At 73.1% G+C, this 24,435-nt stretch carries 24 protein-coding genes; 16 read left to right on the top strand and 8 right to left on the bottom strand.

Annotation, left to right across the window (positions count from 1 at the left end):
- Nucleotides 1-224: 224 nt before the first annotated feature.
- Complete coding sequence (locus ACFPK1_RS12705) at nucleotides 225-665, bottom strand: LysR substrate-binding domain-containing protein (protein ID WP_378021349.1); 441 nt, start codon at nucleotides 663-665, stop codon at nucleotides 225-227.
- Nucleotides 666-899: 234 nt separating this feature from the next.
- On the opposite strand from ACFPK1_RS12705, the gene ACFPK1_RS12700 reads away from it, so the two are divergent.
- From ACFPK1_RS12700 to ACFPK1_RS12690, 3 genes are read left to right on the top strand one after another with little or no spacing between them, the layout of a single operon-like run.
- Nucleotides 900-1,913, top strand: coding sequence for a DctP family TRAP transporter solute-binding subunit (locus ACFPK1_RS12700; RefSeq protein ID WP_378021283.1), 1,014 nt, complete (start codon nucleotides 900-902; stop codon nucleotides 1,911-1,913).
- A 28-nt stretch (nucleotides 1,914-1,941) separates the two neighbouring features.
- A complete protein-coding gene (locus tag ACFPK1_RS12695) occupies nucleotides 1,942-2,487 on the top strand; it encodes a TRAP transporter small permease (RefSeq protein ID WP_378021282.1) in 546 nt (181 codons plus the stop codon).
- Nucleotides 2,484-3,770 carry a TRAP transporter large permease gene (locus ACFPK1_RS12690; protein WP_378021281.1) on the top strand — a complete coding sequence of 429 codons (1,287 nt, stop codon included), beginning with the start codon at nucleotides 2,484-2,486 and terminating at the stop codon, nucleotides 3,768-3,770. The genes ACFPK1_RS12695 and ACFPK1_RS12690 overlap by 4 nt, the downstream gene beginning before the upstream one ends.
- Nucleotides 3,771-3,848: 78 nt before the next feature.
- On the opposite strand, the gene ACFPK1_RS12685 is transcribed toward ACFPK1_RS12690, so the two are convergent.
- Nucleotides 3,849-5,108 (bottom strand): glycosyltransferase, encoded by a 1,260-nt coding sequence (locus tag ACFPK1_RS12685; RefSeq protein WP_378021280.1) that lies wholly within the window; start codon nucleotides 5,106-5,108, stop codon nucleotides 3,849-3,851.
- A gap of 169 nt (nucleotides 5,109-5,277) precedes the next feature.
- Here ACFPK1_RS12685 and ACFPK1_RS12680 point away from each other — a divergent pair, with 169 nt between their 5' ends.
- Together ACFPK1_RS12680 and ACFPK1_RS12675 are read left to right on the top strand one after the other, a co-directional pair.
- Complete coding sequence (locus ACFPK1_RS12680) at nucleotides 5,278-6,021, top strand: ABC transporter ATP-binding protein (protein WP_378021279.1); 744 nt, start codon at nucleotides 5,278-5,280, stop codon at nucleotides 6,019-6,021.
- Nucleotides 6,009-6,776 (top strand): ABC transporter permease, encoded by a 768-nt coding sequence (locus ACFPK1_RS12675; RefSeq protein ID WP_378021278.1) that lies wholly within the window; start codon nucleotides 6,009-6,011, stop codon nucleotides 6,774-6,776. Before ACFPK1_RS12680 ends, ACFPK1_RS12675 begins: the two co-directional genes overlap by 13 nt.
- Before the next feature lie 6 nt (nucleotides 6,777-6,782).
- Here ACFPK1_RS12675 and betT read toward each other — a convergent pair whose 3' ends face one another.
- Nucleotides 6,783-8,825 carry a choline BCCT transporter BetT gene (gene betT, locus ACFPK1_RS12670; RefSeq protein WP_378021277.1) on the bottom strand — a complete coding sequence of 681 codons (2,043 nt, stop codon included), beginning with the start codon at nucleotides 8,823-8,825 and terminating at the stop codon, nucleotides 6,783-6,785.
- A gap of 303 nt (nucleotides 8,826-9,128) precedes the next feature.
- Here betT and ACFPK1_RS12665 point away from each other — a divergent pair, with 303 nt between their 5' ends.
- From ACFPK1_RS12665 to ACFPK1_RS12635, 7 genes are all read left to right on the top strand, one after another.
- Nucleotides 9,129-9,395: a hypothetical protein gene (locus tag ACFPK1_RS12665; protein ID WP_378021276.1), complete on the top strand. Its 267-nt coding sequence runs from the start codon at nucleotides 9,129-9,131 to the stop codon at nucleotides 9,393-9,395.
- Between the two features lie 125 nt (nucleotides 9,396-9,520).
- Nucleotides 9,521-9,697 (top strand): hypothetical protein, encoded by a 177-nt coding sequence (locus ACFPK1_RS12660; RefSeq protein WP_378021275.1) that lies wholly within the window; start codon nucleotides 9,521-9,523, stop codon nucleotides 9,695-9,697.
- A gap of 84 nt (nucleotides 9,698-9,781) precedes the next feature.
- Nucleotides 9,782-11,350: an alanine/glycine:cation symporter family protein gene (locus ACFPK1_RS12655; RefSeq protein WP_378021274.1), complete on the top strand. Its 1,569-nt coding sequence runs from the start codon at nucleotides 9,782-9,784 to the stop codon at nucleotides 11,348-11,350.
- Nucleotides 11,351-11,448: 98 nt separating this feature from the next.
- Nucleotides 11,449-12,138: a winged helix-turn-helix domain-containing protein gene (locus ACFPK1_RS12650; protein WP_378021273.1), complete on the top strand. Its 690-nt coding sequence runs from the start codon at nucleotides 11,449-11,451 to the stop codon at nucleotides 12,136-12,138.
- Nucleotides 12,135-13,517 (top strand): sensor histidine kinase, encoded by a 1,383-nt coding sequence (locus ACFPK1_RS12645; protein ID WP_378021272.1) that lies wholly within the window; start codon nucleotides 12,135-12,137, stop codon nucleotides 13,515-13,517. The genes ACFPK1_RS12650 and ACFPK1_RS12645 overlap by 4 nt, the downstream gene beginning before the upstream one ends.
- Nucleotides 13,514-13,699 carry a hypothetical protein gene (locus ACFPK1_RS12640; protein ID WP_378021271.1) on the top strand — a complete coding sequence of 62 codons (186 nt, stop codon included), beginning with the start codon at nucleotides 13,514-13,516 and terminating at the stop codon, nucleotides 13,697-13,699. Before ACFPK1_RS12645 ends, ACFPK1_RS12640 begins: the two co-directional genes overlap by 4 nt.
- The gene (locus ACFPK1_RS12635) at nucleotides 13,696-14,547 is read left to right on the top strand and encodes a YhjD/YihY/BrkB family envelope integrity protein (protein ID WP_378021270.1); all 852 of its coding nucleotides are present in this window, start codon (nucleotides 13,696-13,698) and stop codon (nucleotides 14,545-14,547) included. The genes ACFPK1_RS12640 and ACFPK1_RS12635 overlap by 4 nt, the downstream gene beginning before the upstream one ends.
- 59 nt (nucleotides 14,548-14,606) lie before the next feature.
- Here ACFPK1_RS12635 and ACFPK1_RS12630 read toward each other — a convergent pair whose 3' ends face one another.
- The 4 genes from ACFPK1_RS12630 to ACFPK1_RS12615 form a co-directional block, all read right to left on the bottom strand.
- Nucleotides 14,607-14,735 (bottom strand): hypothetical protein, encoded by a 129-nt coding sequence (locus ACFPK1_RS12630; RefSeq protein WP_378021269.1) that lies wholly within the window; start codon nucleotides 14,733-14,735, stop codon nucleotides 14,607-14,609.
- A gap of 333 nt (nucleotides 14,736-15,068) precedes the next feature.
- Entirely contained in the window at nucleotides 15,069-15,242 is a 174-nt protein-coding gene (locus ACFPK1_RS12625) for a hypothetical protein (protein WP_378021268.1), read from the bottom strand.
- 28 nt (nucleotides 15,243-15,270) lie between these two features.
- Nucleotides 15,271-17,037, bottom strand: coding sequence for a BCCT family transporter (locus tag ACFPK1_RS12620; protein WP_378021267.1), 1,767 nt, complete (start codon nucleotides 17,035-17,037; stop codon nucleotides 15,271-15,273).
- Nucleotides 17,034-17,573 carry a nitroreductase family deazaflavin-dependent oxidoreductase gene (locus ACFPK1_RS12615; RefSeq protein ID WP_378021266.1) on the bottom strand — a complete coding sequence of 180 codons (540 nt, stop codon included), beginning with the start codon at nucleotides 17,571-17,573 and terminating at the stop codon, nucleotides 17,034-17,036. The genes ACFPK1_RS12620 and ACFPK1_RS12615 overlap by 4 nt, the downstream gene beginning before the upstream one ends.
- A gap of 185 nt (nucleotides 17,574-17,758) precedes the next feature.
- On the opposite strand from ACFPK1_RS12615, the gene ACFPK1_RS12610 reads away from it, so the two are divergent.
- Nucleotides 17,759-19,795: a transglycosylase domain-containing protein gene (locus ACFPK1_RS12610; protein ID WP_378021265.1), complete on the top strand. Its 2,037-nt coding sequence runs from the start codon at nucleotides 17,759-17,761 to the stop codon at nucleotides 19,793-19,795.
- A 59-nt stretch (nucleotides 19,796-19,854) separates the two neighbouring features.
- On the opposite strand, the gene ACFPK1_RS12605 is transcribed toward ACFPK1_RS12610, so the two are convergent.
- A complete protein-coding gene (locus ACFPK1_RS12605; protein WP_378021264.1) occupies nucleotides 19,855-20,037 on the bottom strand; it encodes a hypothetical protein in 183 nt (60 codons plus the stop codon).
- Nucleotides 20,038-20,307: 270 nt separating this feature from the next.
- Here ACFPK1_RS12605 and glxA point away from each other — a divergent pair, with 270 nt between their 5' ends.
- The 3 genes from glxA (at nucleotide 20,308) to ACFPK1_RS12590 (ending at nucleotide 24,413) form a co-directional block, all read left to right on the top strand.
- Nucleotides 20,308-22,266, top strand: a complete 1,959-nt coding sequence (gene glxA, locus ACFPK1_RS12600; protein WP_378021263.1) for a radical copper oxidase GlxA — start codon at nucleotides 20,308-20,310, stop codon at nucleotides 22,264-22,266.
- Between the two features lie 246 nt (nucleotides 22,267-22,512).
- Nucleotides 22,513-22,995, top strand: a complete 483-nt coding sequence (locus ACFPK1_RS12595; RefSeq protein ID WP_378021262.1) for a MarR family winged helix-turn-helix transcriptional regulator — start codon at nucleotides 22,513-22,515, stop codon at nucleotides 22,993-22,995.
- Complete coding sequence (locus tag ACFPK1_RS12590) at nucleotides 22,992-24,413, top strand: chloride channel protein (protein ID WP_378021261.1); 1,422 nt, start codon at nucleotides 22,992-22,994, stop codon at nucleotides 24,411-24,413. The genes ACFPK1_RS12595 and ACFPK1_RS12590 overlap by 4 nt, the downstream gene beginning before the upstream one ends.
- The last annotated feature ends 22 nt before the right edge of the window (nucleotides 24,414-24,435 follow it).

Below are 24,435 nucleotides of genomic sequence, written 5' to 3'. Positions count from 1 at the left end.
GACCGCTTACGTCACACCACGGCCGCTTGCGGCCGGTCACGGCTAATGATCGACGGCTGGCGGCACCGTTGCTGACCAGCACGAACGAGCACCGCACGTCACCGCGCAGCAGGTGACTCTCGTCCACTGGGTTCGGGGTTCGAGTCCCTGACGGCGCACCCTCTCTGCTGCTCAAAGCTCTACAGAGCGATCTTCGACTGATTGAAGATCCCGGAGCGGGCCGTTTACCCCGCATGACCACGTCGCGGCAGCACTCGATCGGCCGTGGCGAGGACGTGGCCGAGAGCCGGATCGTCGTCGTCCGACCGCCACACGAGATAGACCGAGATCGGCGGGAGCCGGTCGGCGACCTCCCTGATCGAGACCCCCTCGAGCGGCAGCTGGGCCATGGCGCTCGCCGTCGTCAGATGGAGGCCGACTCCGGCCAAGACGAGCGCGACGCACGTCCAGCTATCGGGGGCGGTCTGGGCGATGCGTGGGGTGAAACTGGCTGCGTGGCACCTCGACACGAGTACCCCGCGGACTGCCGAGCCCGAGGACTCGGGAAGGCGACGACGGGCTGACCACGGAGGTCGGCGATGTGCACCGTCTCGGTCTCGGACAGGGGTGCGCAGATCGAGGAAGGCCTCGGTGAGGGCCCGGGGATTACCGGGCGGGACCAGCACGCCGGTCCCGTCGCCGTTGGCCACCGCTCACCACGCCGGGGACACCGCCGCGGGGTGACGGGGAGGTCGAGGGCCCGGGCGAGAAGGGTCGAACCGGGCGTTGACAGTTCGGCCGCCGCCACTAGCGTCACCTCACACCGATCGGACCCACCCGCCGAGAGCTCTCCCCCCGTTCACCACGACGACGAGGGAGTCGCCGTGCCGAGCACATCGTGCCTCCGCCGACCGCTCGTCGTGGGTGCCGTCGTGGTCCTCGTCGGTGCCGTGCTGGCCGGGTGCGGTCTGCGCGGTGCCGGTCAGGAGGGCGGCTCGTCGTCCTACACCCTGCGGTTGTCCCACGTGGTGTCGCCGAGCACGCCGAAGGGACAGGCGGCGCTGCGCTTCGAGCAGGTCGTCGAGGAACGCTCCGGCGGCCGGATCGCGGTCGAGGTCTACCCGAACTCGGAGCTGTTCGGCGACGAGGACGAGCTGCAGGGCCTGCAGTCCGGCGCCGTGCAGGCACTGGCTCCGGCCAGCGCGAAGTTCACGACGATCGCGCCCCGGCTGCAGGTGCTGGACCTGCCGTTCCTGTTCCGCCAGGTCGACGACATCCCGCGCGTGGCCTCCCGCGACACCCCCGTCGGGCGCGCCATCTTCGCGAACCCCGAGCTCGCGCGGCGGGACATCGAGGTGCTCGAACTGTGGGACAACGGCCTCAAGCAGCTGTCCTCGAACAACCGGATCGTGCGCGCCGAGGACATGACCGGCCTGCGGTTCCGCATCCAGCCGTCGGACGTCCTGCGCGCCCAGTTCGCCGCGTGGGGCGCGCAGTCCACGCCCCTGTCCTTCTCCGAGGTCTACACCGCCCTGCAGCAGGGCCTGATCGACGGCCAGGAGAACCCGTGGTCGAACATCGAGTCGCAGAAGATGCACACGGTCCAGCGGTTCATCACCGAGAGCGACCACGGCTACGTCGGCTACGTGCTGGTGGTGAACCGCCCGTTCCTGGAGAGCCTGCCGCCGGACCTGCAGCAGGTGGTGCGCGACGGAGCCACCGAGTCGGCCCGGTTCAACCGCGAGGTGGCCGCGCGCATCAACGAGGAGGCGGAGCAGGAGATCGTCGCCGCGAGGACGACCGAGATCGTCCAGCTCAGTCCCGCCGAGCGGGCCGCGCTGGAGGCGTCTGTGGTGCCCGGGGTCTGGCAGGAGATGGCCCCGGTGATCGGGCAGGACGTGATCGACCAGTTGCTCGCCGAGCGACGCCGGTGAGCCCGACCGGAGCCCGGAGGCGTTGCCGGTGAGCCGCGCGAACCGTGTCCTGACCGGGATCGAGAACGTGCTCGCGGCGGGGTCGCTCGGGCTGGCCGCCCTCATCGCGATCGTGGCCGTGCTGCTCCGGAGCACGACCGGCTACGTGATCTTCTGGTCCGAGGAGGCGGTGATCCACCTCGTGATCACCTCGACGTTCCTCGGCGCGGTGGTGGCGCTGCGCCACGGCGAGCACGTCGGCGTCGACGTCCTCTCGCCGCTCGTACGCGAGCGCGGCCGCCGGGTGCTCGCCCTGATCGGGATCGCGGTCACGCTCGTCTACCTCGGGCTGGTCGGGACGTTCGCCTGGCTGGTCCTCGCCGAGCCGTACGCGCGGTTGACCGAGACGCCGGCCCTCGACGCTCCCCTGTGGCTGGTGGCCCTGCCGATACCCGTCGGGCTCACGCTGATGTTCGTGCGCGCGATCCAGATCGCCGTGCACCTGCTCCGCGGGCAGGACCCGTACCCGGAACGGACGGCGGAGGCCGAACAGGACGCCGGGGACCTGCCCCCGGCCACGGGTGCGACGCGATGAGCGCCGCGGCGCTGGCCCTGCTCGTGACGCTGGTCGTCCTGCTGCTGTCGTCCGCGCCGATCGCGGTCGCCCTGGGACTGACCGCGTTCCTGTACTTCTTCTACTTCACCACCGTCCCGCTCACGCAGGTCCCGGACACGCTCACGAACGCGCTGAACAGCTTCCCCCTGGTCGCCGTACCGTTCTTCGTCCTCGCCGCGACGATCATGAGCCGGGGCGGGATCAGCACGAGACTGACGCAGGCCGGCCTGGCCGTCGTCGGCGGCTACCGCGGCGGGCTGGCCATGACCGCCGTGCTGTCCTGCATGTTCTTCGCGGCCGTCTCGGGCTCCAGCCCGGCGACCGTGGTCGCGGTCGGCACCGTGCTGATCCCGGTGATGGCGCGATCCGGGTACGACCGCGAGTTCGCCACCGGGACCATCGCCACCTCGGGCTCGCTGGGGATCCTCATCCCCCCGTCCATCCCGCTGATCGTCTACGGGATCGTCACCGAGACGTCGATCGGCGACCTGTTCCTGGCCGGGGTGCTGCCCGGCCTGCTGGCGGGTGCCCTCCTGCTCGTGCTCGTCGCCGTCGTGTCCCGGCGCCGCGGCTACGGCGCCGGCTCGGAGGCGATCGTGATGACGCGGGAGGAGAAGGTCCGCGCGATCCGGGACTCGGTGCTGAGCCTGCTGCTTCCGGTCTTCGTGCTCGGCGGCATCTACACCGGCTTCTTCACCCCCACCGAGGCCGCGGCGATGGCCGTCCTCTACGCCCTGCTCGTGAGCCTGCTGGTCTACCGGGAGATCGGCTGGCGGGACGTCGGACCGATCCTGCTGCGGTCCGCCCGCCTGTCAGCAATGATCATGTTCATCATCGCGAACGGGATCCTGTTCTCGTTCGTCCTGACCTACGAGCGGATCCCCGGCGAGATCACGGCGGCCCTGCTCGATCTCAACCTGCAGCCGTGGATGTTCCTGACGCTGGTCGTCATCCTGCTGTTGATCGTCGGCTGCTTCATGGAGACGTCCAGCGCCATCCTCATCCTCGCCCCGATCCTGCTGCCGATCGGGCTCGAGCTCGGAGTGGACCCGGTACACCTGGGCATCATCATCGTGATGACGATGGAGATCGGGATGATCACCCCGCCGCTCGGGCTGAACCTGTTCGTCGCGAGCGGGATCTCCCGGATGAGCGTGCTGCGGGTCGCGAAGGCGGCACTGCCCAGCGCAGCCGTGCTGCTCGTCGCGCTCGTGCTGGTCACGGCCATCCCGGCGATCAGTCTGGCGCTCGTGGGCGACTGAAACCCCGGGAACGACGTCGTCCCCCGATCCGCGGCTCCTCGTGCTCGCCCGACGCTGCCGCGCAGCGCCGGGAGCGGCTCAGCGACGTCGTCCGCGAGCAAGGCCCTCGAGAACCCTGACGCCGTGGTCGAGCCCGTCCTCGGCGCGGACCTGCTGCCCGATCGCGGCGGCCGTCACCCAATAGTCGTCACGGCCGACGAGGTCGCCGAGGCGTGCCGTGAGCCCGGCGCCGAGCTCGCCGGCGGGCAGGGGTGGCGGCCCCGCGCCGAGGGCGCGGACGCGCGCGCCCCAGAAGGGCTGGTCCCCGAGGAACGGGCAGACCAGCGTCGGCTTCCCGGCCCGCAGCCCGGCGGCGGTCGAGCCGGCACCGCCGTGGTGGACGACGGCGGCGACACGGTCGAAGAGCCAGTCGTGGGGTACCGCGTCGACCACGAGCACGTCGCCGGACGGCGCGTCCCCGGCGGTCAGCCCGCCCCATCCCGTGGCGACGATCCCGCGGAGCCGGTTTGCGGCGAGCGCTCCGAGCACCGCGTCGCGCCGCTCGTCGGCGCCCCGGCCGAACCCCATCGACCCGAACCCGACGTAGACCGGCGTCGGCCCCGCCGCGAGGAAGTCGACGAGCCGGGCGTCCGGGCGCCACGCGGGATCGGGCGGCAGGAACCAGTACCCGGTGACGTGCGCCGACGGCGGGTAGTCGGCCGGGACCGGGACGACGTGGCGGCTGAAGGGGTACAGCACGTCCACGGGCGAGCGGTCCGGGTTGCGCAGCGGGTCCGCGAACCGGCCGATGCGTCCCAGGCCGAGCCGGCGACGGTAGTCGCTGATCATCCCGCCGTAGAGGACCGTGGCCATCCGCGTGAACGCGTACGTGGCGCGGTTCGCCGGGCCGGGCAGCGACATGCCGCCCAGGAACGGGATCGGGAACGCCCGTGTCGGGGTGTAGAAGGGCAGCGGGATCGACAGCACCCCGGGGACCCCGAGCGCCTCGGCCACGTGCGGCCCCGCCAGGCACTTGGGGTGGTGAACGATCACCTCCGGGTCGCCCGCCCGCGCCGCCGCCCACTGCTCGTCGAGGTGCTCGCGCATCGCCTCGCGCATCACCCCGAGGGTCCGCAGCGCGTCCCGGGCGCCACGGAGCTGCGGCATGACCTCCCGCAGCAGGGTGAGCATCCGCGAGCCCGCGGGCTCGAGCCTGACGCCGACGCGGTCGGCCTCGTCCCGGAAGGTCTCCGGGACGGCGAGCACCACGTCGTGGCCACGCGCTCGCAGCGCGCCGCCCAGGGCGAGGTAGGGCTGGATGTCGCCGCGGGTGCCGAAGCTGGTGACGAGGACGCGCACGGGAGCCGCCGATCGATCCGGGAACGCGGACACCGACCTCGCCGACCAGACTTCCCGGCACGCCACGGCGGACGCTACTCCGCGCGCGACCGGCGGAGTAGCGTCCGCTGCACGCCCGAGGCTCGGGCGACGGGGTGCCGGGAAGCCTGGTCGGCGTGCGGAGACGCGTATGCCGAGGAGTTCACACCGGCTCGAGATCCGCGACGCCGAGCGGGTGTTCGGTCCCGACGCCGGCCTGTTCGGGGCGACCCTGACCGTCGCACCCGGCGAGGTGCACGCGCTGGTGGGCCTCAACGGTTCGGGCAAGACCACGCTCATGCGCGCCGCCCTCGGCATGGTCGACCTCCACGCCGGCGGCGCCCGGATCGACGGCGTACCCGTCGCCGGGCTCCCGAGAGGAGCGTGGTCGCGGGTCGGGCACATGGTGGAGCACGCGTTCGCCTACCCCGACCTCACAGTGCGGCGGAACATCCGGCTCGCCGCCCGGCTGCACGGCCTGCCCGATCCGCAGGCGCGGCGGGCCGTCGACCACGTCCTCGCCGCCCTCGACCTGGAGCGCTACGCGCGGGTCCGCGCCCGGCTGCTGTCGCAGGGCAACCGGCAACGCGTCGGGCTGGCGGCCGCGCTGGTGCACGCGCCGCGCCTCGTGGTGCTCGACGAACCGACCAACGCCCTCGATCCCCGGGGCGTGGTGCTGGTGCGCGAGCTGCTGGTCGCGCGCGCCGCGGCCGGTGCCGGTGTGCTGGTCTCGAGCCACCACCTCGACGAGGTCGCCCGCGTCGCGCACCGCATCTCCGTGCTCAACCACGGCCGGGTGATCGGCACCCTCGACCCCGGGGGCGCCGACCTCGAGCGGACCTTCTTCCGGGTCGTGCACGCCGATGACGAGAGCCGCGCGCCGTGCGCCCGTTGACCACCGCCGTCGCCGTCGAGCTGTCCAAGGCCCTCGCCTCGCGCGTGCTGCGCACGACCACGGTGCTGCTGGTCGCCGGGGTCGCGATCCTCAGCAGCGCCCTCGTCGGCGCGGCGACCGCCGGCAACGCGCAGGTCCTCGCCCAGCTCGGGCCGCTCGGGGCGCGGGACGGCTGGGCGCTGCTGACCGGGGTGGCCGCCCAGATCACCGCCGCGGGCGGACTGCTCGCGTTCGGCGTCGCCCTGAGCTGGAACGTCGGCCGGGAGTTCGCCGACGGCACCGTCGTCGGGCTGTTCGCCCTGCCCGTGCCCCGCTCCCACATCGCCGTGGCCAAGCTCGTCGTCCACGTCCTGTGGACCGTCGCCGTGGCCGCCGCGCTCACCGCCACGCTCGCGGCACTCGGCCTCGCCCTCGACCTGGGGCCGCTCGACGGCCCGGTGCTCGGTCAGCTCGGTCGACTGCTCGCCCTCGGCCTGCTCACCGGCGTCCTCGCGGTCCCGGCCGCCTGGGCGGCGACGCTCGGGCGTGGCCTGCTGCCCGGCGTCGCCGCCACGATCGGGCTGATCGTCGCCGCCCAGGTCGCCGTGGTCGCCGCCCCGGACCGGGCGGGCTGGTTCCCGCTCGCCGCGCCCGCGCTGTGGGCGCTGCGCCTCGGCGAGGTCGCACCGCACCAGCTCGCCCTGGTCGCGCTGGTCCCCCTCGCCTTCGGCGCCCTCACCGCCCTGGCGTGGGACCGTCTGCGTCTCGACCGGTAGGGGCGGTCAGCCCCGGACCTCCTGGATGCGCACGAACTCGAGGTCCCGCTCGTACTGGTCGAGGATGTCGTCGGTGAGCTGCCCGTAGGTGTAGCCCATGACGTCGTAACCCTGCCCGCCCTCACGCAGGTGCACCTCGAGGCGGCAGTAGGTGTCGGTGCCCTTCGGTACGGCGTGGCCGTAGACGGGGATCGGGACCTCGCGCGGCTCGATGCGGTAGAGGAACTGCCGCTCCTCCCCCAGGTCGGCGACGAGCTCGACGGCCCTCGCGCTGCCCTCGCCGTGCTCCCGCGCCTCCGCCGACACGCCCCGCTCGCGCAGGTGCGACGCCACCTCCTCGACCGCGGGGTGAGCCACCTCGTCGAGGAACTCCTGCGCCCGCGCGGAGTCGGGGAAGGACAACGCCCGGTCGAGCCGCTGCCGCCACCCGGGGACACCGGGCCGGTGCCCGTCGCCGGGACTGCGGCCCGAGATCGACGAGCGCAGCGCCATGCGCTGGCTCTCGGCCTGCAGGGCCTCGACCCGCAACGCCTTCCACAGCCCGTAGGCGACGAGCGCCAGCACGAACGCGAACGGCAGCCCCATGATGATCGTGGCGTTCTGCAGCGCGGTGACCCCACCGACCAGCAGCATCCCGATGGTGAGCAGGCCCGTCGCGACCGCCCAGAAGATGCGCACCGCCGGCCGCCCGTCGGACTGCGGTGTCGCCAGGTGCGAGGTCAGGTTCGCCATGACCAGCGCGGCCGAGTCGGCCGAGGTCACGTAGAACAGCAGCCCCACGAACGTGGCGAGCCCGGCGATGAACGGGACGGCCGGGTACTGCGCGAGCAGCTCGTAGAAGCCCTGGGCGTTGTTCTCCATCGTGTTCGCGCCGAAGGCGACGTTCCCGTCACGGATCACGTCGATCGCGCTGTTCCCGAAGATCGAGATCCACATGACGATGTAGGTGAACGGGATGATCAGCGTGCCGGCGACGAACTGCCGGATGGTGCGGCCCCGGGAGATGCGAGCGAGGAACAGCCCGACGAACGAGGCCCAGGCGATCCACCAGGCCCAGAAGAACAGCGTCCAGGCGTTGAGCCAGTCGACGGGCCGGTCGAAGGCGAACGTCTCCAGGGTCAGGCTCGGGAAGGTGCTGACGAAGTCGCCGACGTTCTGGACCAGGCCGTTGAGCAGGAAGACGGTGTCGCCGGCGACCAGCAGGAACAGCGCGAGCCCGATCGCGAGCAGGACGTTGAGCTGGCTGAGCAGCTTGATCCCGCGGTCGACGCCGGTCACGGCCGAGACCGTCGCCATGCCGACCGCCACGACCACCAGCCCGACCTGGGCGGCCGTCCCCTCCGGGATCCCGAAGAGGAAGAACAGCCCGTAGTTCAGCAGCACGACGCCGATGCCCAGGGAAGCGGCGACGCCGAAGATGGTGCCGAGCACGGCGGCGAGGTCGACAGCCGTCCCCAGACCGCCGTGGATCCGCTTGCCGAAGATCGGGTAGAGGGCGGACCGGATGGCGAGCGGGAGGTTGCGCCGGTAGGCGAAGTAGGCCAGCGCCATGCCCATCAGCGCGTAGAGACCCCACCCGCTGATGCCGTAGTGGAACAGCGTCCACACCGTGGCGTCCTCGGCGGCCAGCAGGGTGCCGCCCTCACCGCGCGGCGGGGTGAGGTACTGGGTCACCGGCTCGACGACCGCGAAGAACATGAGGTCGGTGCCGATGCCCGCGGCGAAGAGCATCGACGCCCAGGCGAACGTGCTGAACTCCGGTCGTGAGTGCTCCGGGCCGAGCCGCACCCGCCCGAGACGGGACGCGCCCACGACGATGACGAACACCAGGACCAGCGTGGTCAGCAGGATGTAGAACCAGCCGAACCATTCCGAGGTCCAGCCGACGACCGCCCCGATGGTGTCCGAGGCCGATGTCGGCGCGATGATCGCCCAGAGCGCGATGGCCAGGGTGACCGCGGCGGACCCGTAGAACACGGCGGGCTTGATCCGCGCACCGGACACGGGTGCGGGTTCGGTCGGCGCCGCCTGCGGCTGTACATCGGTCATCTGCGCCTCCGGTCGTCGCGGCGTCATGACACTGCGTGAGGAACCAGACAAGCTTCTCATGTCGGGAGACGACTGCGCAGCACTCTGATCACCCAATTGGTGAGTGCGATGCACACGGAGAGCAGCCCGCTGAGCCCATCGCCTCGGCGGCACGCCGACCCGTGGCCTCGGTGCAGGAAATCGGGCAGAGTGGACATCGGTGTGCCGGGAAGTCTGGTCGGCGGTGCAGTGGCGTGCGACCCGAGGACGGCGACGATGGCGAGCGATCCCGACCGACCGACACCGCCCGAACCGGCTCGGCCCTTGAGCGAGCAGGAGAAGGACGCGTTCGCCCGGCTCGAGGCGTCCCTGCGTGACGACGATGCACCGGACCGTGGTCCCGAGGGGACGGAGCCCGCGCGGCGTCGGACCGGCCCCCGCCCCCGGGACCTCGTGATCCAGGTCGTCGTGGTCGCCGTGCTGGCCGTGGCCCTGATGCCGAGCGCCTGGCTGGCTGGGCTCGTCGTCGCCATCGTCATGCTCGGCCCGACGTGCGTCGCGATCTGGGCGATGCGGCGAGGGATGCTGTGACTGCCCCGCCGCGGGCGACTACCTGACGAACGTCTGACGAACCGACCGGCGGCCCGTCCGCACCCGCGACCCGCACCTACCGTCGAGGCGGCAGGACGACGCGCACGGATCGGGCGGGGGCACGGATGGACTTCTCGGCCATCGTCTGCCCGGAGACCGGGGTGACCGCGCGCGAGGCGGCGGTACGGGCTCTCGTCGCCCGCGACCACCTCGGCGGCGAGGTCAGGACCCTCGCCGCGCTCGGGCTGCGGGAGCGACGCGCGGCCATGCGGGGACTCGACCGCACGGAGCAGTCCGAGTGATGCCACCCGGCCCGGGTCTGTCGATTCCCTGACGAAGCCGGCGCAGGCCTTGGCCGCGAGGGGCCGGTGCCCTGGGCTGGGCCGATGACCGCCACACCACTCGCCTCGGCCGGAGCGACCGGCGGGATGCTCGCCGGCATCGAGGACGCGATCGACACGGTGTTCACTCCCGTCGCCGAGGGCCTGTCGGCGGTGGTGTTCGCCGAGATCCCGCTGTTCGGCGTCTCGCTCCCGTGGATCGTCGGCTGGCTGATCCTCGCGGCCCTGATCTTCACCGTGTACTTCCGGGCGCCGCAGTTCCGCAACTTCGGGCTCGCTGTGCGCATCGCTCGCGGCCGCTACACCGGCGACGACGAGCCCGGCGAGATCCCGCACTTCCAGGCGTTGACCTCCGCGGTCTCGGGCACCGTCGGCCTCGGGAACATCGCCGGCGTCGGCGTCGCGGTCACCATCGGCGGGGCCGGTGCCACATTCTGGATGATCGTGGCGGGACTGCTGGGGATGTGCACCAAGTTCGTCGAGTGCACCCTCGGCGTGCGCTACCGGGAGCACCACCCGGACGGGACGGTGTCGGGCGGGCCGATGCACTACCTGCGTCGCGGGATCGCCGAACGTTACCCGTCGGCGTTCGGCCGCAACCTCGGCAAGGTCCTCGCGGGTCTCGCGGCGGTCTTCATCCTGTTCTTCGGGGTCGCCGGCGGGAACATGTTCCAGGCCAACCAGACCTTCGCGCAGCTCACCGAGGTCACCGGCGGCGAGACCGGAGTCCTCGGCAGCGACGGCGCCGCCCTGGTGTTCGGCGTCGTCCTCGCCCTCGTGGTCGGCGTCGTGATCTTCGGCGGCATCCGCTCGGTCGGGCGGGTCACGAGCCGGCTGGTGCCCGCGATGGCCCTGGTCTACGTCGCCGCCTGCCTGACCGTGCTGCTGGTCAACCTGCCGCTGGTCCCCGCCGCCGTCGGTGCGATCATCAGCGGCGCGTTCACCGGCGCGGGAGTCGCGGGCGGCGTCATCGGCGCACTGATCGTCGGCTTCCAGCGCGCCGCGTTCTCCAACGAGGCCGGGCTCGGCTCGGCGCCGATCGCGCACTCCGCGGTCAAGACACGGCACCCGGCCACCGAGGGGTACGTCGCGCTGCTCGAGCCGTTCGTGGACACGGTCGTGATCTGCACGATGACCGCCCTGACCATCGTCGTCGCCGACACTCCCTTCTGGCGCGACGCACAAGCAGCAGCCGCCGCCGGGGAGGACCCGTCCGGTGTCACGGTGACCTCGTCGGCGTTCGAGACGGTGCTGCCCTGGTTCCCCTACGTCCTGACGCTGGCGGTGGCCCTGTTCGCCATCTCGACGATGATCACGTGGGGCTACTACGGGCAGAAGGCGTGGACCTACCTCTTCGGCCGCAGCGCCGTCTCCGAGCGCATCTACCAGGTCGTGTTCTGCCTGTTCGTGGTCATCGGCTCCGTGCTCACGCTCGGCGCTGTCCTGGACTTCGCCGACGCCGTGCTGTTCCTGCTCGCCCTGTTCAACATCATCGGGCTCTACCTGCTCGCCCCGGTGGTCAAGGAGGAGGTCGCGGCCTTCCGGGCGGCACGACGGTCGGGCGAGGTGGTCGAGATGGATCCCGCCGAGCGCCGCGCGACCACGCGCACCTGACGATCACCTGACGACGGGGTCGGTGCAGCTCCGCGAGACCGTCCCACCGGTCGAGGGCGGGTAGCGTCGCCCCACCGACACCGCGGGAGGGCCGCCAGATGGGGACGCGCGTCCTGCTCGTCGAGGACGACGAGCGCATCCGCCAGGCCCTCGGGCTCGCCCTGGCCGACGAGGGGTACGACGTCGTCGAGACCGCCACCGGGGAGGAGGCGCTCGACCTGGTCGACCCCGACCTGGACGTGGTGCTGCTCGACCTGATGCTGCCCGGCATCGACGGCATCGAGGTGTGCTCCACGCTGCGCTCCCGCGGCGACCTGCCGATCATCATCGCCACCGCGCGTTCGGACACCGCCGACGTCATCGCGGGGCTCGAGGCCGGCGCCGACGACTACGTCACCAAGCCGCTGATCGCCGGGGAGCTGGCGGCCCGGATCAAGGCGCTCCTGCGGCGCCGCCGCCCTCCGGGATCGGAGGACGCGCCGGGCTCGTCGGAGCTGCGCGTGGGCGACCTGGTCATCAGCACCGGTCGCGAGGAGGTCGAGCGCGACGGGCACCGGCTGCACCTGACCCACACCGAGTTCCGCCTGCTGATCGAGCTCGTGTCCGCGCGGGGCGACGTCGTCACCCGCGAGCAGCTGCTCCAGCGGGTCTGGGGCTACGACTACTTCGGCGACACCCGCCTGCTCGACGTCCACATCCGCCGGCTGCGCCGCAAGATCGAGCCCGACCCCGACGACCCGACGCTGGTGCTGACCGTGCGCGGCTCGGGGTACCGCGTCGGACCGTGAACGGCCTGCGCCGACGCTTCGCGTCGGTGTCGCTGCGCTGGCGGGTGGCCCTCGCCTTCGGCCTGGTCACCACCGCGGTGGCGGGGCTGCTGTCGGTGACCACCTGGCAGCTGGCGTCGAGCTACATGCTCGAGCAGCGGGAACGGGGAGCGACCAACCAGGCCGTGGTCGACGCGCGCCTCGTCGCCGACAGCCTCCGGCGGGGATCGGACGATCTGCCGACACTGCTCGTCGGGCTGACCGGCGAGCCCGAGACCGCCGTGCTGTTGCGGTCCGACGGGCGCTGGACCACCGCCGGACGTCAGGTCGACGTGGACAGCGTCCCCACCCTCCTGCTCGCCCTCGCGACCTCGGGGACACCGGCTCGCCAGCGGCTGGAGCTCGACCGAGCGCCGGTCCTCGCGGTCGCGCTGCCGGTGACCCCCGACGGCGACCTGTTCGTCCGGCTCGTGCCCCTCACCGAGCTCGACCGGACGCTGCGCTTCGTGTCGATCGTCCTCGTCGCCGGCACGGTCCTGGCCGGCCTGCTCGGGGTCCTGCTGGGCTGGTGGACCGCCCGGCGGGCCCTCGCACCCCTGACCGAGCTCACCGACGCCGCCGGGCGTATGGCCGAGGGCGACCTCGGCGCGCGCCTGCCGGTGCGCCGGGAGGCCGACCTCGCGCCGCTGGCCACGCGGTTCAACGACACCGCCGACGCCCTGGAGGAGCGGGTGCAGCGCGACGCGCGGTTCGCCGGCGACGTCAGCCACGAGCTGAGGACACCGCTGACCACCATGATCAACGCGGTCGAGGTGCTCCGCCGGCGACGCGGGGACCTCCCCGAGACCGCCGGGCGCGCCGTGGACCTGCTCGGCGCCGACGTGGAGCGGTTCCATCGGATGGTGGAGGATCTCCTGGAGATCTCGCGCGGCATCCAGGTTCCGGACCGGCACGACCTCGCCCCGGTGGACCTCGGCGTCGTCGTGCGGAACGTGCCCGCGTCGCTGGTCCCCGGCGCGGTCATCGATGTCCCGGAGCCGGCGCCGCTGGTCACGGCCGATCGTCGCCGCCTCGACCAGGTCGTGGCGAACCTCTGCGACAACGCCCGGCACCACGGGGGCGGCGTGGTGCGTCTGGGTGTCGTCCGCCGTGACGGGGAGGCGGCCATCGAGGTCGACGACGCCGGCCCGGGGGTGCCGGCGGAATTGCGCGAGCGCGTCTTCGAACGCTTCACGCGCGGCGGACGGTCCGGGCGCAACGGCGCCTACAGCGGGGGCACCGGACTCGGGCTCGCTCTCGTCGCCCAGCACGTCCACGGCCTCGGCGGGCGGGTGTGGGTGGAGGACCGACCGGGCGGCGGCGCCCGGTTCCTCGTCACGCTGCCGGAGGTGGCCTCGTGACCGGACGGGTGCTCGTCGTCCTGGGCCTCGCGGCGGTGCTGGCCGGATGCGGGGTGCGGCCCGAGAGCGAACCCGAGCCGCTGCCCCCGACCGCCCCGGTCGTGATGCCGCCCTCGGTGACCCAGGAGCCCGCCCCGACACCGTCGAACCCGACGACCCCTCCCCCGCCACACCGACCGTGAGCCTGCTCCGCCGCCGACCGGCACGGACGCGCGTCGGCCGGGTCGTGGCCGCGGCCTCGCGGCACCAGGTCCCGGCGATGGCGGCGGAGTCGGCCTTCTTCGCGGCGCTGGCCGTCTTCCCCGCCCTGCTCACCGTCGTCGCGATCCTGCGCACGGCCGGCCCCGCGCTGGGCGCCGACGCCGACGTGGCCGCCGTCGGCGGCATGACCCGGCTGCTGCGCGTGGTGCTCACGACACGGGGTAGCGCCGCCGCGGACGCCGCTTCGACCCTGCTGACCACCAGCACCACCGGTCTGCTGACCGTCGGCACCGTGGCCGCGCTGGTGCTGCTGGTCCGGGCCCTGCGCTCGGTGCTGCACGCTCTGGCCACGATCGCCGGACGCCCGCCCCGGACCTGGCGCGCGGCCACCGCCCTCGGGGTCATGCTGCTCGTCGGCGGCGCCACCGTCACCGCCGCGGCGGTGCAGGACCCGTTGCTGGTGCTCGACGTCCCGGCCGGCGACCTCGTGTGGCGTCTCCTGCGGTGGCCGGTCGTCGTCCTCGCCCTCGTCGGGTGGGCGGTGCTGGTGCTGCGGGTCGGGATGCGCACGGGCCGGGGAACGTGGCGGGTCACCCTCGTCGCCGCGTCGGGTGCCGTGGGGGCCTGGGTGGCCGCGAGCGCGGTGTTCCCGCTCTACGTGTCGGTCGTCGCGCGCGTCGGGAGCGGCCTCGGCGCCCTCGGGGGCGGGCTGATCCTGCTCGTCTGGCTCTACCTGCTCACGCTGTCGCTCTATCTCGCTGCGGAGACGCTGCGCGAGCTGCGCGGCCACGGCACCGGCGATGACGCGCCGCCGCGCTCCCCCGCCTGATCCGAGGGCCGCTGCAGCGGGATCGAGGAGCCGACGGGAGGCACGACGGCCGTCACCTGTCAGCTCCGGACGATCCCGACCGGCGCCGGACCAGCCGTCCCGTCGGCGGGGTCGGCCGGACCGCTACCCGTCAGCCAGGCGACGAGCACGCCGAGCACGAACCCGACCGCGAGGGCGAGCGCGGCCATCGAGGCGAAGCGGAGCGCTCCACCCGGGGCATCCGCGGGTCGTCGGTGCGGCGGGGTCGTGGGCGCCGACAGGAGCGGGATGTCCCGGGGCACCGGGGGGACGCCGCCGGCCCGTGCGCGTTCCGGCGGCGCCCCGTCCCGCCGGCCACCCGCTGACCCGTCGGTCCCGCCGCCGAGCGGGAGCTCGACGGTCGGAGCCGGTCCCGGAACCGCGGGGTTCGTACGCCGGGCCGGCGGCCTGTTCGTCACCGGACCTTCTCGACCGGCACGGCCCCGGTGGCGGGTTCCCGGCCGTGCGGTCGGCTGACGACCTCGCCGGCGCAGCCGGCGCTCTCAGCCGTCCGCCGCCTCCTCGTCGTCGGGACGGGAGCGGCGCTCCTGCGCAGCCGGGGGGTCGGCGTCGCGGGCTCGGGCGGCCGCCGGGCGGCCCTCGTCGTCGTAGTACTCGTCGGGCAGCCCGACGTTGTCGTGGGCGCGCTGCGCGGCGCGCCGGTTCTCCTGTGCCATCGCTCCTCCTCGAGCGCTGTCGCCGTGGTCAGTTCTGCCGCTCCGGTGAGGAGGGCGCGACGTGGGAGAGCTCGGCGACGGTGGTCTCCCCCAGCGTCGGGTCGAGGTGGTCGTCCCCGTCGAGGCCCGAGCCGTCGGCCGGCTCCCCGTGCTCGGACCCGTCGTCCTGGTCGCTGTGCCGGCCGTTGCCGGTGGTGGTGGTCACGGCGCCCGCCGGGCGCGCCGCGGCCCGGAGCCCGGGCATCGGCGAGGCCTCCGACGGCATCCGCACCACGAACCGCTCGGTCGACATCCCCTTCACCAGGCCCACGGCCATGGCGATCAGCACGAGGCAGAACGGCAGGCCGGCGAGGATCGACGCGGTCTGCAACGCGCTCAGGGCATCCGCCCCGCTGGCGGCACCGGCCGCGAGGAGGACCGCCGCGATGACGCCCTCCATCACCGCCCAGAACAGGCGCTGCTGCCAGCGCGGGTTCGGGTCACCGCCGTTGGTGAGGATGTCGACGACGAGGGACCCGGAGTCCGACGAGGTCGCGAAGAACAGCACCACGACGATGATCGCGACGGCAGAGGCGAGCAGGGACACGATCCCGGCGACCGGCAGCTGCTGGAGCAGCACGAACATCCCGGTCTCGGTGGTGGCCTCGGCCAGCGGGTTGGTGGGGTTGGACAGCAGCGCGGCCAGCGCGCTGTCGCCGAAGACGGTCAGCCACACCATCGACGCACCCACCGGCGCGAAGAGGGCTCCGGCGACGAAGGAGCGGATCGTGCGCCCGTAGGAGATGCGGGCGAGGAACATGCCGACGAACGGGGACCAGGAGATCCACCAGCCCCAGTAGAAGAGCGTCCAGCTGGCCTGCCACTCTTGTGCCGCCGGGTTGCCGGGGTAGGTCTGGAAGCTCTGCGCGGGCAGGTTCTGCAGGTAGTAGCCGATGTTGGTGACCGTGGTGTTGAGCAGGTCCCGCGTCGGACCGAAGGCGAACACGAACACCATCAGCGCGAACGCCAGCCACAGGTTGATCAGCGACAGGTTCCGGATGCCCTTGTCGATCCCGAGCATCACCGAGACCACGGCGATCGCGGTGATGCCGAGGATCAGGACGACCTGCAGCGGCGTGGTGTTGGTGATGCCGAACAGCGTCTCCAGGCCGGCGCCGACCTGCTGGGCGCCGAGGCCCAGCGAGGTCGCCAGGCCGAACAGCGTCCCGAACACCGCCAGCACGTCGACGACGAATCCGGGCCACTGGTTGATGCGCTCACCGAGCAGCGGGTAGAGCGCCGAGGCCGGGCGCAGCGGCAGGCCCTTGCGGAACGCGAAGTAGCCGAGCGCGAGGCCGAGCACGATGTAGATCGCCCACGGGTGCAGGCCCCAGTGGAAGAACGTCAGGAACATGGCCTGCTGAGCCGCCTCGGGCGTGCCCGCGGCGCCGACCGGCGGCTCCTGGAGGTAGCTGACGGGCTCGCTGACCGCGTAGTACACGAGCCCGATGCCCATGCCCGCCGTGAACAGCATCGCGAACCACGACATGGTCCCGTACTCGGGCCGCGAATCTGCCGGGCCGAGACGGATGCGGCCGTATCGCGACGCCATGAGCACGATGACGAAGATCAGGAAACCGCTGGCGCTGAAGATGTAGAGCCAGCCGAAGTTCGTGACGATGAACGAGTTCACCGCGCTCGCCGCCGACGACAGCGAGGACGGCGCGAGCACGCCCCACAGCACGAGGGCGATCGCGAGGACCGCCGAGGAGACGAAGACCGGCGGGCTGGTGTGCTCGCGGAGGGAGCGGATCACGGGAGAGGTTCCTCCTGGGGCGGCCGGGGTGGAGCGTGCGCCCGCCCCGGGACCGGGGTCGGGCTGAGCAGGACGAGGGGCACGCCGTGCTCGGCGTCGGCCCCCAGGCGCTCGTAGGCGCCGGGCGAGCCGTCGACGTCGTGGTCGAGCATGCGCATGAGCGCGGCGGCGGCCCGGGGGTGGCGCGTGGCGTACTCGGCGAGGCAGCGGCCCGACTCGGCGGACGGGAGCGCGTAGGCCCAGCCGTCGCGACGGCGTCGCCCGACCTGGTAGCTGACCTCGGGATGGGCGAGCACGTTGCGGAACCACTGGGCCCGAGCCCCGTAGCCGGAGGCCACGACGTAGGAATCGCGTGCCTCGCCGCGGCCCACGACCTCGAGCACCACGTGGCGCGGCCGCCCGCTTCTGCGACCGATGTGGGTCAGCAGTACCAGGCGTCGTCCGAAGACCCACCCGAAGCCGCACCGGTAGACGAGCACGGGCGCCCGCACGAGGGCACGCGAGAACGCCCGACGTGCCGGTTCCGCGGTCCGCATCCGCGCCTCCTCCCTGGTGTCGGGGCCGAGTCCACCGCCGGGGACCCCGTCTGCGCCAGCTCCGCCGGGCGTCGTCAGCGGATCGCAAGGCGCCGGGGGTCACAGGACTCGTCGGCAGGCCATCGTCAGGAGATCGACAGCGCCGAGCGCCGCTCCCGACCAGCGGATCGTGATCGGCTGGGGCCATGAGGGGCGCCCACCGGGACGAGGACGACGACAGCCGCGACCGCCCCCTGGTGGCGCTGCGCGCGGCGACGGCCTTCGCCGCCGCGGGCCTGCTCCTCGCCGGGTTGCTCGCGCCCGCCGCTGTGGGCGCGGGAACCCTGCTGGCCCGTGCCTCAGCCAACGTCTCCTCGACCACCGCCGGCCTGCTGGACCGCGAGCCCGACGCGGCCTCGGTGATCACCGACGTCTTCGGCGCGCCGATGGCGACCGTGTACGACCGCTACCGGCTCCCCGTGGGGCCCACGGGCGTCGCCGACACCATGAAGGCGGCGATCGTCGCGATCGAGGACCGCCGGTTCTACGACCACGACGGGATCGACGCGCAGGGCCTGACCCGTGCCGCCGCCACCAACGCGGTGACCGGGACCCCGTTCGAGGGCCAGGGCGGGTCGACGATCACCATGCAGTTCGTCAAGAACCAGCGGCTCTACACGCTGGCCGACACCGACGAGGAACGCCGGACGGCGACCGCCGACACCGTGGCCCGCAAGTTCACGGAGGTGCGGCTCGCCCGTCGCGTCGAGGACCAGCTGGGCAAGGACGAGATCCTGGCGCGGTACCTCGACCTCGTCTATTTCGGCCGGGGCGCCTACGGCGTCGAGGCCGCGGCGCGCACGTGGTTCCGCACCGGCGCCGACGCCCTCACGGTCCCGCAGGCTGCCCTGCTCGCGGGCCTCGTGCGCGCCCCGTCGGCCTACGACCCGCTCGACCACCCGGCGGCGGCCCGAGCACGCCGGGACCAGGTGCTCGACGCGATGACCGAGGTCGGCTCGCTGACCCGCACGCAGGCCGCGGCGGCCCGCGCCGCACCGCTCGGTGTGGTGTCCGAGCCGATCCCGACGCCGAACGGCTGTGCCGGGGCCCGTCCGGGCACCGGCTTCTTCTGTCGCGAGGTCGTCGAGCGCCTCACCGCCGCCGGCCTCGACCTCGCCACCGGTGGCTACACGGTCCGCACGACCCTGGACCCGGGGGCGACCGCCGCCGCCCGCGACGCGACGCGCGCCGCCGTCGACCCCGAGGCCGACGTGGCGGACGTGACCGCCGTGGTGGCCCCCCGGCCCGGCCGCCGCCCGGTGCTCGCGCTCGCCGCCAACCGGACCTACGGCCCGGACGCGGACGCCGGACAGACCGTGCTGCCGCTGACCACCGCACCCCTGCGCGGCGCCGGCTCGATCTACAAGATCTTCACGGCGGCCGCCGCCCTCGAGAGGGGGCTGGTGTCCCCCGGGACGACGCTCGACGTCCCGGAGGAGTACCGCTCCGAGCTCGCCGAGGGCTACACGGTGGAGAACCTCGGCTCCTACCCCGACGAGCTGACCCTGCGGCAGGCGCTCGCCACCTCACCGAACACGACCTTCGTCGCGCTCGTGGACCGCATCGGGTCGGTCCCCCCGATCGTCGACGTCGCCCGGCGGCTGGGCCTGCGCACCACCCTCGCCGCCCCCGGCCCGGACGGGCGGCCGCTCGCCGAGCGGGTCGGGGCGGAGCAGGCGTCGTTCACGCTCGGTCCGGACCCCACCAGCCCGCTCGACCTGGCCAACGTCGCCGCGACGATCTCGTCCGGCGGCAGGTGGTGCCCGCCGACGCTCGTCGAGGCGGTCACCGATCGCGATGCTCGGGAGGTGACACCGGCGATCGCTCCCTGCGAGCAGGCGGTCGACCCCGCCGTCGCCCGGGAGCTGCGGACCGCGCTGTCGGAGGACGTGGAGGATGGCACCGCGTCCCGCGCCGCCGACGACGCGGGGTGGGACCGCACGATGATCGCCAAGACCGGCACCACCCAGCGCTCGGCGTCGGCCGCGTTCCTCGGCGCGACAGACCGCTACGCCGGTGCGGTGATGACGTTCTCCACCGACGGAGCGGAACCGGTGTGCACCAGCCCGGTCAGCACCTGTTCCGAGGGCGACCTGACCGGGGGCTCCGTACCAGCCGACACCTGGTTCGACCTCATGGGCCCGCTGCACCGCAGCGGCGCCGACCGCGATGACGAGGGCTGATCCCGCGGAGCTCGTGTGCTGCACCACCAGCGGTGCGACCTCCTGGGGTCGCGGCGCGATCAGCGCCCCGAGGCGGCGGACTGGCTCCGGCGAGCCCGGAACGGCCACGGGAGCCGGCGTCGCGTCGCGAACGCCACCGAGCCCGGGCGATAGCCCGGCGGGACGTCCTGGGCCTCGCCGAAGGGAACGGCGGGCTCGGGAGCGGCGCCGGCTGGGCCGTCGGGGTCGTGGCGTGCATTCATCGGCGATCCTCTCTGCCCGGTAACGAACCGTCCCCGACACCACCACGAGAGCGGGCGGTGGGTGAACGCCCCGCACGGGACGTCAGCTGATCGCAAGGCGTCACCGGCTCACACGCGGCCAGCCGGCGTCGTTCATCCCTGAGGGCGGTGCGCGGTCGTCGAGGGGGCGGCCGCGCATCGCCCCTCGCAGCGCCGCACGTCGAGAGGGAGATCGAGGATGGACGACAGCGAGCCCGACCGCCCCCGCGAGGTCACGGGGGTGTCGTAGACGTGCCGGCTCTCGCCCGCCGCAAGGGCCCCTCGATCCTCCTGGGCGTGCTCGCCGCCGCCGTGCTGCTCGCGGTGAACCTGCCCCCCGCGCTCGCCTACGTGCAGTCCTGGCGCCACCAGCGGCTGATCAACAGCCTGCCCTACCTGCAGGAGCACGGACGCTGGGACGTCGTCGAGATCCCGCCCCGGGACCGGGTCAACGCCATCCACGCCGCGCTGCTGCCCAGCGGCAAGGTCCTGCTCATCGCGGGCTCGGGCAACAAGGAGGACCTGTTCGCGACGAAGGCGCTCAAGAGCCTGCTCTACGACCCGCGGGACGGGTCGACGCGGATGATCCCGGTACCCGACGACATGTTCTGCGGGGGCCAGACGCTGCTCCCCGACGGTCGGCTGCTCGTCGCCGGCGGCACGGCCCGCTACGAGAAGCTTGCCGGCGCCGTCACCCACGCCGCGGGCGCGATGCGGGTGAAGAACGAGAACCCCGACATCGCCCGCACCGTCCCCGCGGGCAGCGAGTTCGTCGCCCCTGACGGCCGGCGCTACCGCAGCGTGCGCGACGCGGTCGTCCCGCCGGCTGCCAAGACCACGACGAGCTCCGGCGCGACGGTGACCGCCAGCGAGGTCACGACGTTCGTCGAGTCCGTCACGCCCGGCCTCGCGGCGGTGAACCCCGACCGCGCGCAGTACGCGATCGCGGGGCTACCACCCGAGCAGGCGCGGAACCTCTACGGGCTCGGCGCACCGATGACGCTGGACAAGCAGGACTACCAGGGCACCGACAAGGCCTTCACCTTCGACCCGGTCACCGAGACCTGGTCGCCGGTCGGGGACATGGCCTTCGCCCGCTGGTACCCCACGCTGACGCCGATGGTCGACGGGCGCGTCCTCGCGACGTCCGGGCTCGACGGCGTCGGTGAGGTCCTCAACGGCCAGACCGAGGTCTTCGACCCGGCGACGAACACCTGGACCGAGCGCAAGGACCTCACCCACTACTTCCCCACGTACCCGGGCGTGTTCACGACCGCCCGCGAGGACGAGATGTTCTACGCGGGCACCACGGCGGGCTACGGGCCCGCCGACCAGGGTCGGGTCCCCGGGCTCTGGGACCTCGACGACAACTCCTTCGCCCCGGTCCCCGGCCTGCGCGACCCCGACCTGCTCGAGACCTCCGGCGCCGCATGGGTCGGGCCGGTGCAGGACCAGCGGATGGCCGTCGTGGGCGGAGGCGGGGTCGGCGAGAGCCCGCGCTCCACCGCCCGCATCGACGTCGTCGACCTCGACGAGCCGGCTCCGCGCTTCACGTCCGGACCCGCCCTCGCCGAGCCGACCCGCTACCCGAACCTCGTCACGCTGCCGGACGACTCGATGCTGATCAGCAACGGGTCACGGGACTACCGCGGCAAGGGCGCCTCGGACCACCTGCTGGCCCGGCTCTACCACCCGGGACCCGAGGGCGGCACGCTCTCCGCCGCCGCGGACCCGGTGGTCGGGCGCAACTACCACACCGAAGGCCTCCTGCTCCCCGACGGCCGGGTCCTCACGGCGGGCTCCGACCCGCTGTTCGACGACGAGAACAACACCGTGCCGGGCACCTTCGAGCAGCGCGTGGAGATCTACTCGCCGCCCTACCTCTTCCGCGGGCCACGCCCGGAGATCACCGAATCCCCGGACACCGCGGAGCGCGGCGAGACGCTCACCGTCGCCACCCCGGACCCGTCCCGCATCGACCGCGCCCGGCTGGTGCGGCTCGCGAGCTCCACCCACGTCACGAGCGTCGACCAGCGCTCGATCGCCCTCGACCTACGACGCGACGACCGGGCGGTGGACCTCGACGTCCCCGCCGCGATCCGGACGGTGCCCACCGGCTTCTACATGCTCTTCCTCGTCGACGACCGCGGCGTCCCGTCGACCGGGCGCATCCTCCGTGTCGGCGAGGAGGGCGCCGACCGCTCCGAGTGATCGGCGCGGACTCGATGTCAGGCCGCCGCAAGGCACGGCCTCGGCCGACTTCACACGACCAGTGCTCCCGTGGAGGACGCATACGACGACGACGGAGGGCTCGATGAGCTTGCTCGGCAACCTGCGCGATCTCTTGGGCGACCTGCCCGACGACGGGCAGGGGTGCCCGCCTCCCGAGATCTCGCCGGCAGACACGCGACAGCCCGCCCGGTTGCGGCGAGAATTGCCCACAGCAACGATGAGCCTGTGCAACATTCCGAGGAGCCCCCCGCCGAGGAGCTCGTCGACGCGGTGATGACCGCCAGCCGGGCGCTGCTGGCCGTCGTGGTGCGATCGCTCGCGGCCGTCGACGAGGACGTCACGCTGCCGCAGTACAGGGCGCTCGTCGTGCTGGGCCAGCGGGGGCGGATGCGGCCGGCCGAGCTCGCCGCCGCCCTGGCGGTCACCCCGCCGACGTGCACGCGGATGTGCGGGCGGCTCGACGCCAAGGGCCTGGTCGTCCGCGAGCGCCCGGCCGACGACCGGCGCGCCGTGGACGTCTCGCTCTCGCCCACCGGCCGCGACCTGGTCGACGAGGTCAGCAAGCGCCGCCGCGCCGAGCTGCGCACGTTGCTGGCGGGCGTGCCCACCGCGCGGCGCACGGCGGTCATCGACGGGCTGCGTTCCCTCGCCGACGCGGCGGGCGAGGTGCCCGAGCCCGACTGGGCCAGGCACACGGTGGCGCTGTGACCAAGACGGTCGAAGAGTCCAGCGCCTCCCGCTGGGCAGAGCGGGCGAAGCGGTGGGCGCGGCTGCTGCACGGGTGGCTGACGGCCACACGGCCCGGTCTCGTCGGGCTGGCGCTGATCATCGGCGGCGGCGCGGGAGTCGGCGCGGTGGTGTTCCGATACCTGATCATCGGCATCACCTGGCTCGTCACCGGCCGCGAGGACTTCTCCGACGCCGGCCGCGTGGCCAGCACCCACCTCAGCGCACTCGGCCCCTGGTTCCTCCTGCTCGCCCCCGTCGTCGGCGGCCTGGTCTACGGGCCGCTGGTCCACCGCTTCGCCCCCGAAGCCCGCGGACACGGCGTCCCCGAGGTCATGGTCGCGGTCGCCCGCCACGGCGGCCGCATCCCGGCCCGGGTGGCCGGGGTCAAGGCGCTCGCCTCGGCACTGTGCATCGGCACCGGCGGGTCGGTCGGGCGCGAAGGACCGATCGTCCAGATCGGCTCGGCGCTGGGCTCATCGATCGGCCAGGCGCTGCGCGTCCCCGCCGGCCGGCTCACGCTCATGGTCGCCTGCGGTGCCGCCGGTGGTATCTCGGCGACCTTCAACGCCCCGATGGCGGGCGTCGTCTTTGGCCTCGAGATCATCCTGCGCGCCTTCGCCGCCCAGAGCTTCGGCGTCCTCGTGATCTCCTCGGTCACCGCCAACGTCGTCGCCCGGCTGCTCGTCGGCGACGACACGATCCTGCACCTCCCCCACTACACCCTGGGGTCCAGCGCCGAGCTGCTCCTCTACGCCGCGCTCGGACTGCTCGCCGGGCTGCTCGGCTGGGGCTTCGCCCGCGTCCTCTACGCGGTCGAGGACGCCTGCGACGCGATCTGGCGCGGGCCCGAGTGGCTCCGCCCGGCCGTCGGGGGCATCGTGCTGGGAGGGGTGCTCCTGGCGCTGCCGCAGCTCTACGGGGTCGGCTATCCGGTGCTCGAGGAGGGGCTGGCCGGGCAGTACGCGGTGGGCTTCCTGCTGCTCCTGGTCGTCGGCAAGATGCTCGCGACGAGCCTGACCATCGGCATCGGCGGCTCCGGCGGGGTGTTCGCCCCGTCGCTGTTCGTCGGCGGGATGGCCGGCACCGCCTTCGGCGCCCTCGCCGCCTCGCTCTTCCCGGGCCTGCATCTCGCCCCAGGGGCGTTCGGTCTCGTGGGGATGGCCGCGGTGTTCGCCGGCGCCGCGCATGCGCCCATCACGGCCGTACTGATCGTCTTCGAGCTGACCGGCGACTACGACGTGATCCTGCCCCTGATGATCGCCGTCGTGCTCGCGACCGGCCTGAGCAACCTCGTGTCACATCAGACGATCTACACCCTCAAGCTCCTGCGGCGCGGCATCGACATCGACACCGCTCCCGGGGACACCGTGCTTTCCCCGACACCGCCGCGCCGGTGATGATCTCCGTCGAGCCGAACCC

It is taken from the genome of Actinomycetospora rhizophila, from assembly GCF_042657905.1.
GTDB lineage: Bacteria > Actinomycetota > Actinomycetes > Mycobacteriales > Pseudonocardiaceae > Actinomycetospora > Actinomycetospora rhizophila.
This window is presented reverse-complemented; position numbering and strand designations above follow the sequence as displayed.

Bases quoted from the DNA above. Each gene is read 5' to 3' on its own strand.
- ACFPK1_RS12690 (WP_378021281.1), top strand. From the start codon at position 2,484: ATGAGCGCCGCGGCGCTGGCCCTGCTCGTGACGCTGGTCGTCCTGCTG.
- ACFPK1_RS12680 (WP_378021279.1), top strand. From the start codon at position 5,278: ATGCCGAGGAGTTCACACCGGCTCGAGATCCGCGACGCCGAGCGGGTG.
- betT (WP_378021277.1), bottom strand. From the start codon at position 8,825: ATGACCGATGTACAGCCGCAGGCGGCGCCGACCGAACCCGCACCCGTG.
- ACFPK1_RS12660 (WP_378021275.1), top strand. From the start codon at position 9,521: ATGGACTTCTCGGCCATCGTCTGCCCGGAGACCGGGGTGACCGCGCGC.
- ACFPK1_RS12655 (WP_378021274.1), top strand. From the start codon at position 9,782: ATGACCGCCACACCACTCGCCTCGGCCGGAGCGACCGGCGGGATGCTC.
- ACFPK1_RS12650 (WP_378021273.1), top strand. From the start codon at position 11,449: ATGGGGACGCGCGTCCTGCTCGTCGAGGACGACGAGCGCATCCGCCAG.
- ACFPK1_RS12630 (WP_378021269.1), bottom strand. From the start codon at position 14,735: ATGGCCGCGCTCGCCCTCGCGGTCGGGTTCGTGCTCGGCGTGCTCGTC.
- ACFPK1_RS12625 (WP_378021268.1), bottom strand. From the start codon at position 15,242: ATGGCACAGGAGAACCGGCGCGCCGCGCAGCGCGCCCACGACAACGTC.
- ACFPK1_RS12615 (WP_378021266.1), bottom strand. From the start codon at position 17,573: ATGCGGACCGCGGAACCGGCACGTCGGGCGTTCTCGCGTGCCCTCGTG.
- ACFPK1_RS12610 (WP_378021265.1), top strand. From the start codon at position 17,759: ATGAGGGGCGCCCACCGGGACGAGGACGACGACAGCCGCGACCGCCCC.
- ACFPK1_RS12605 (WP_378021264.1), bottom strand. From the start codon at position 20,037: ATGAATGCACGCCACGACCCCGACGGCCCAGCCGGCGCCGCTCCCGAG.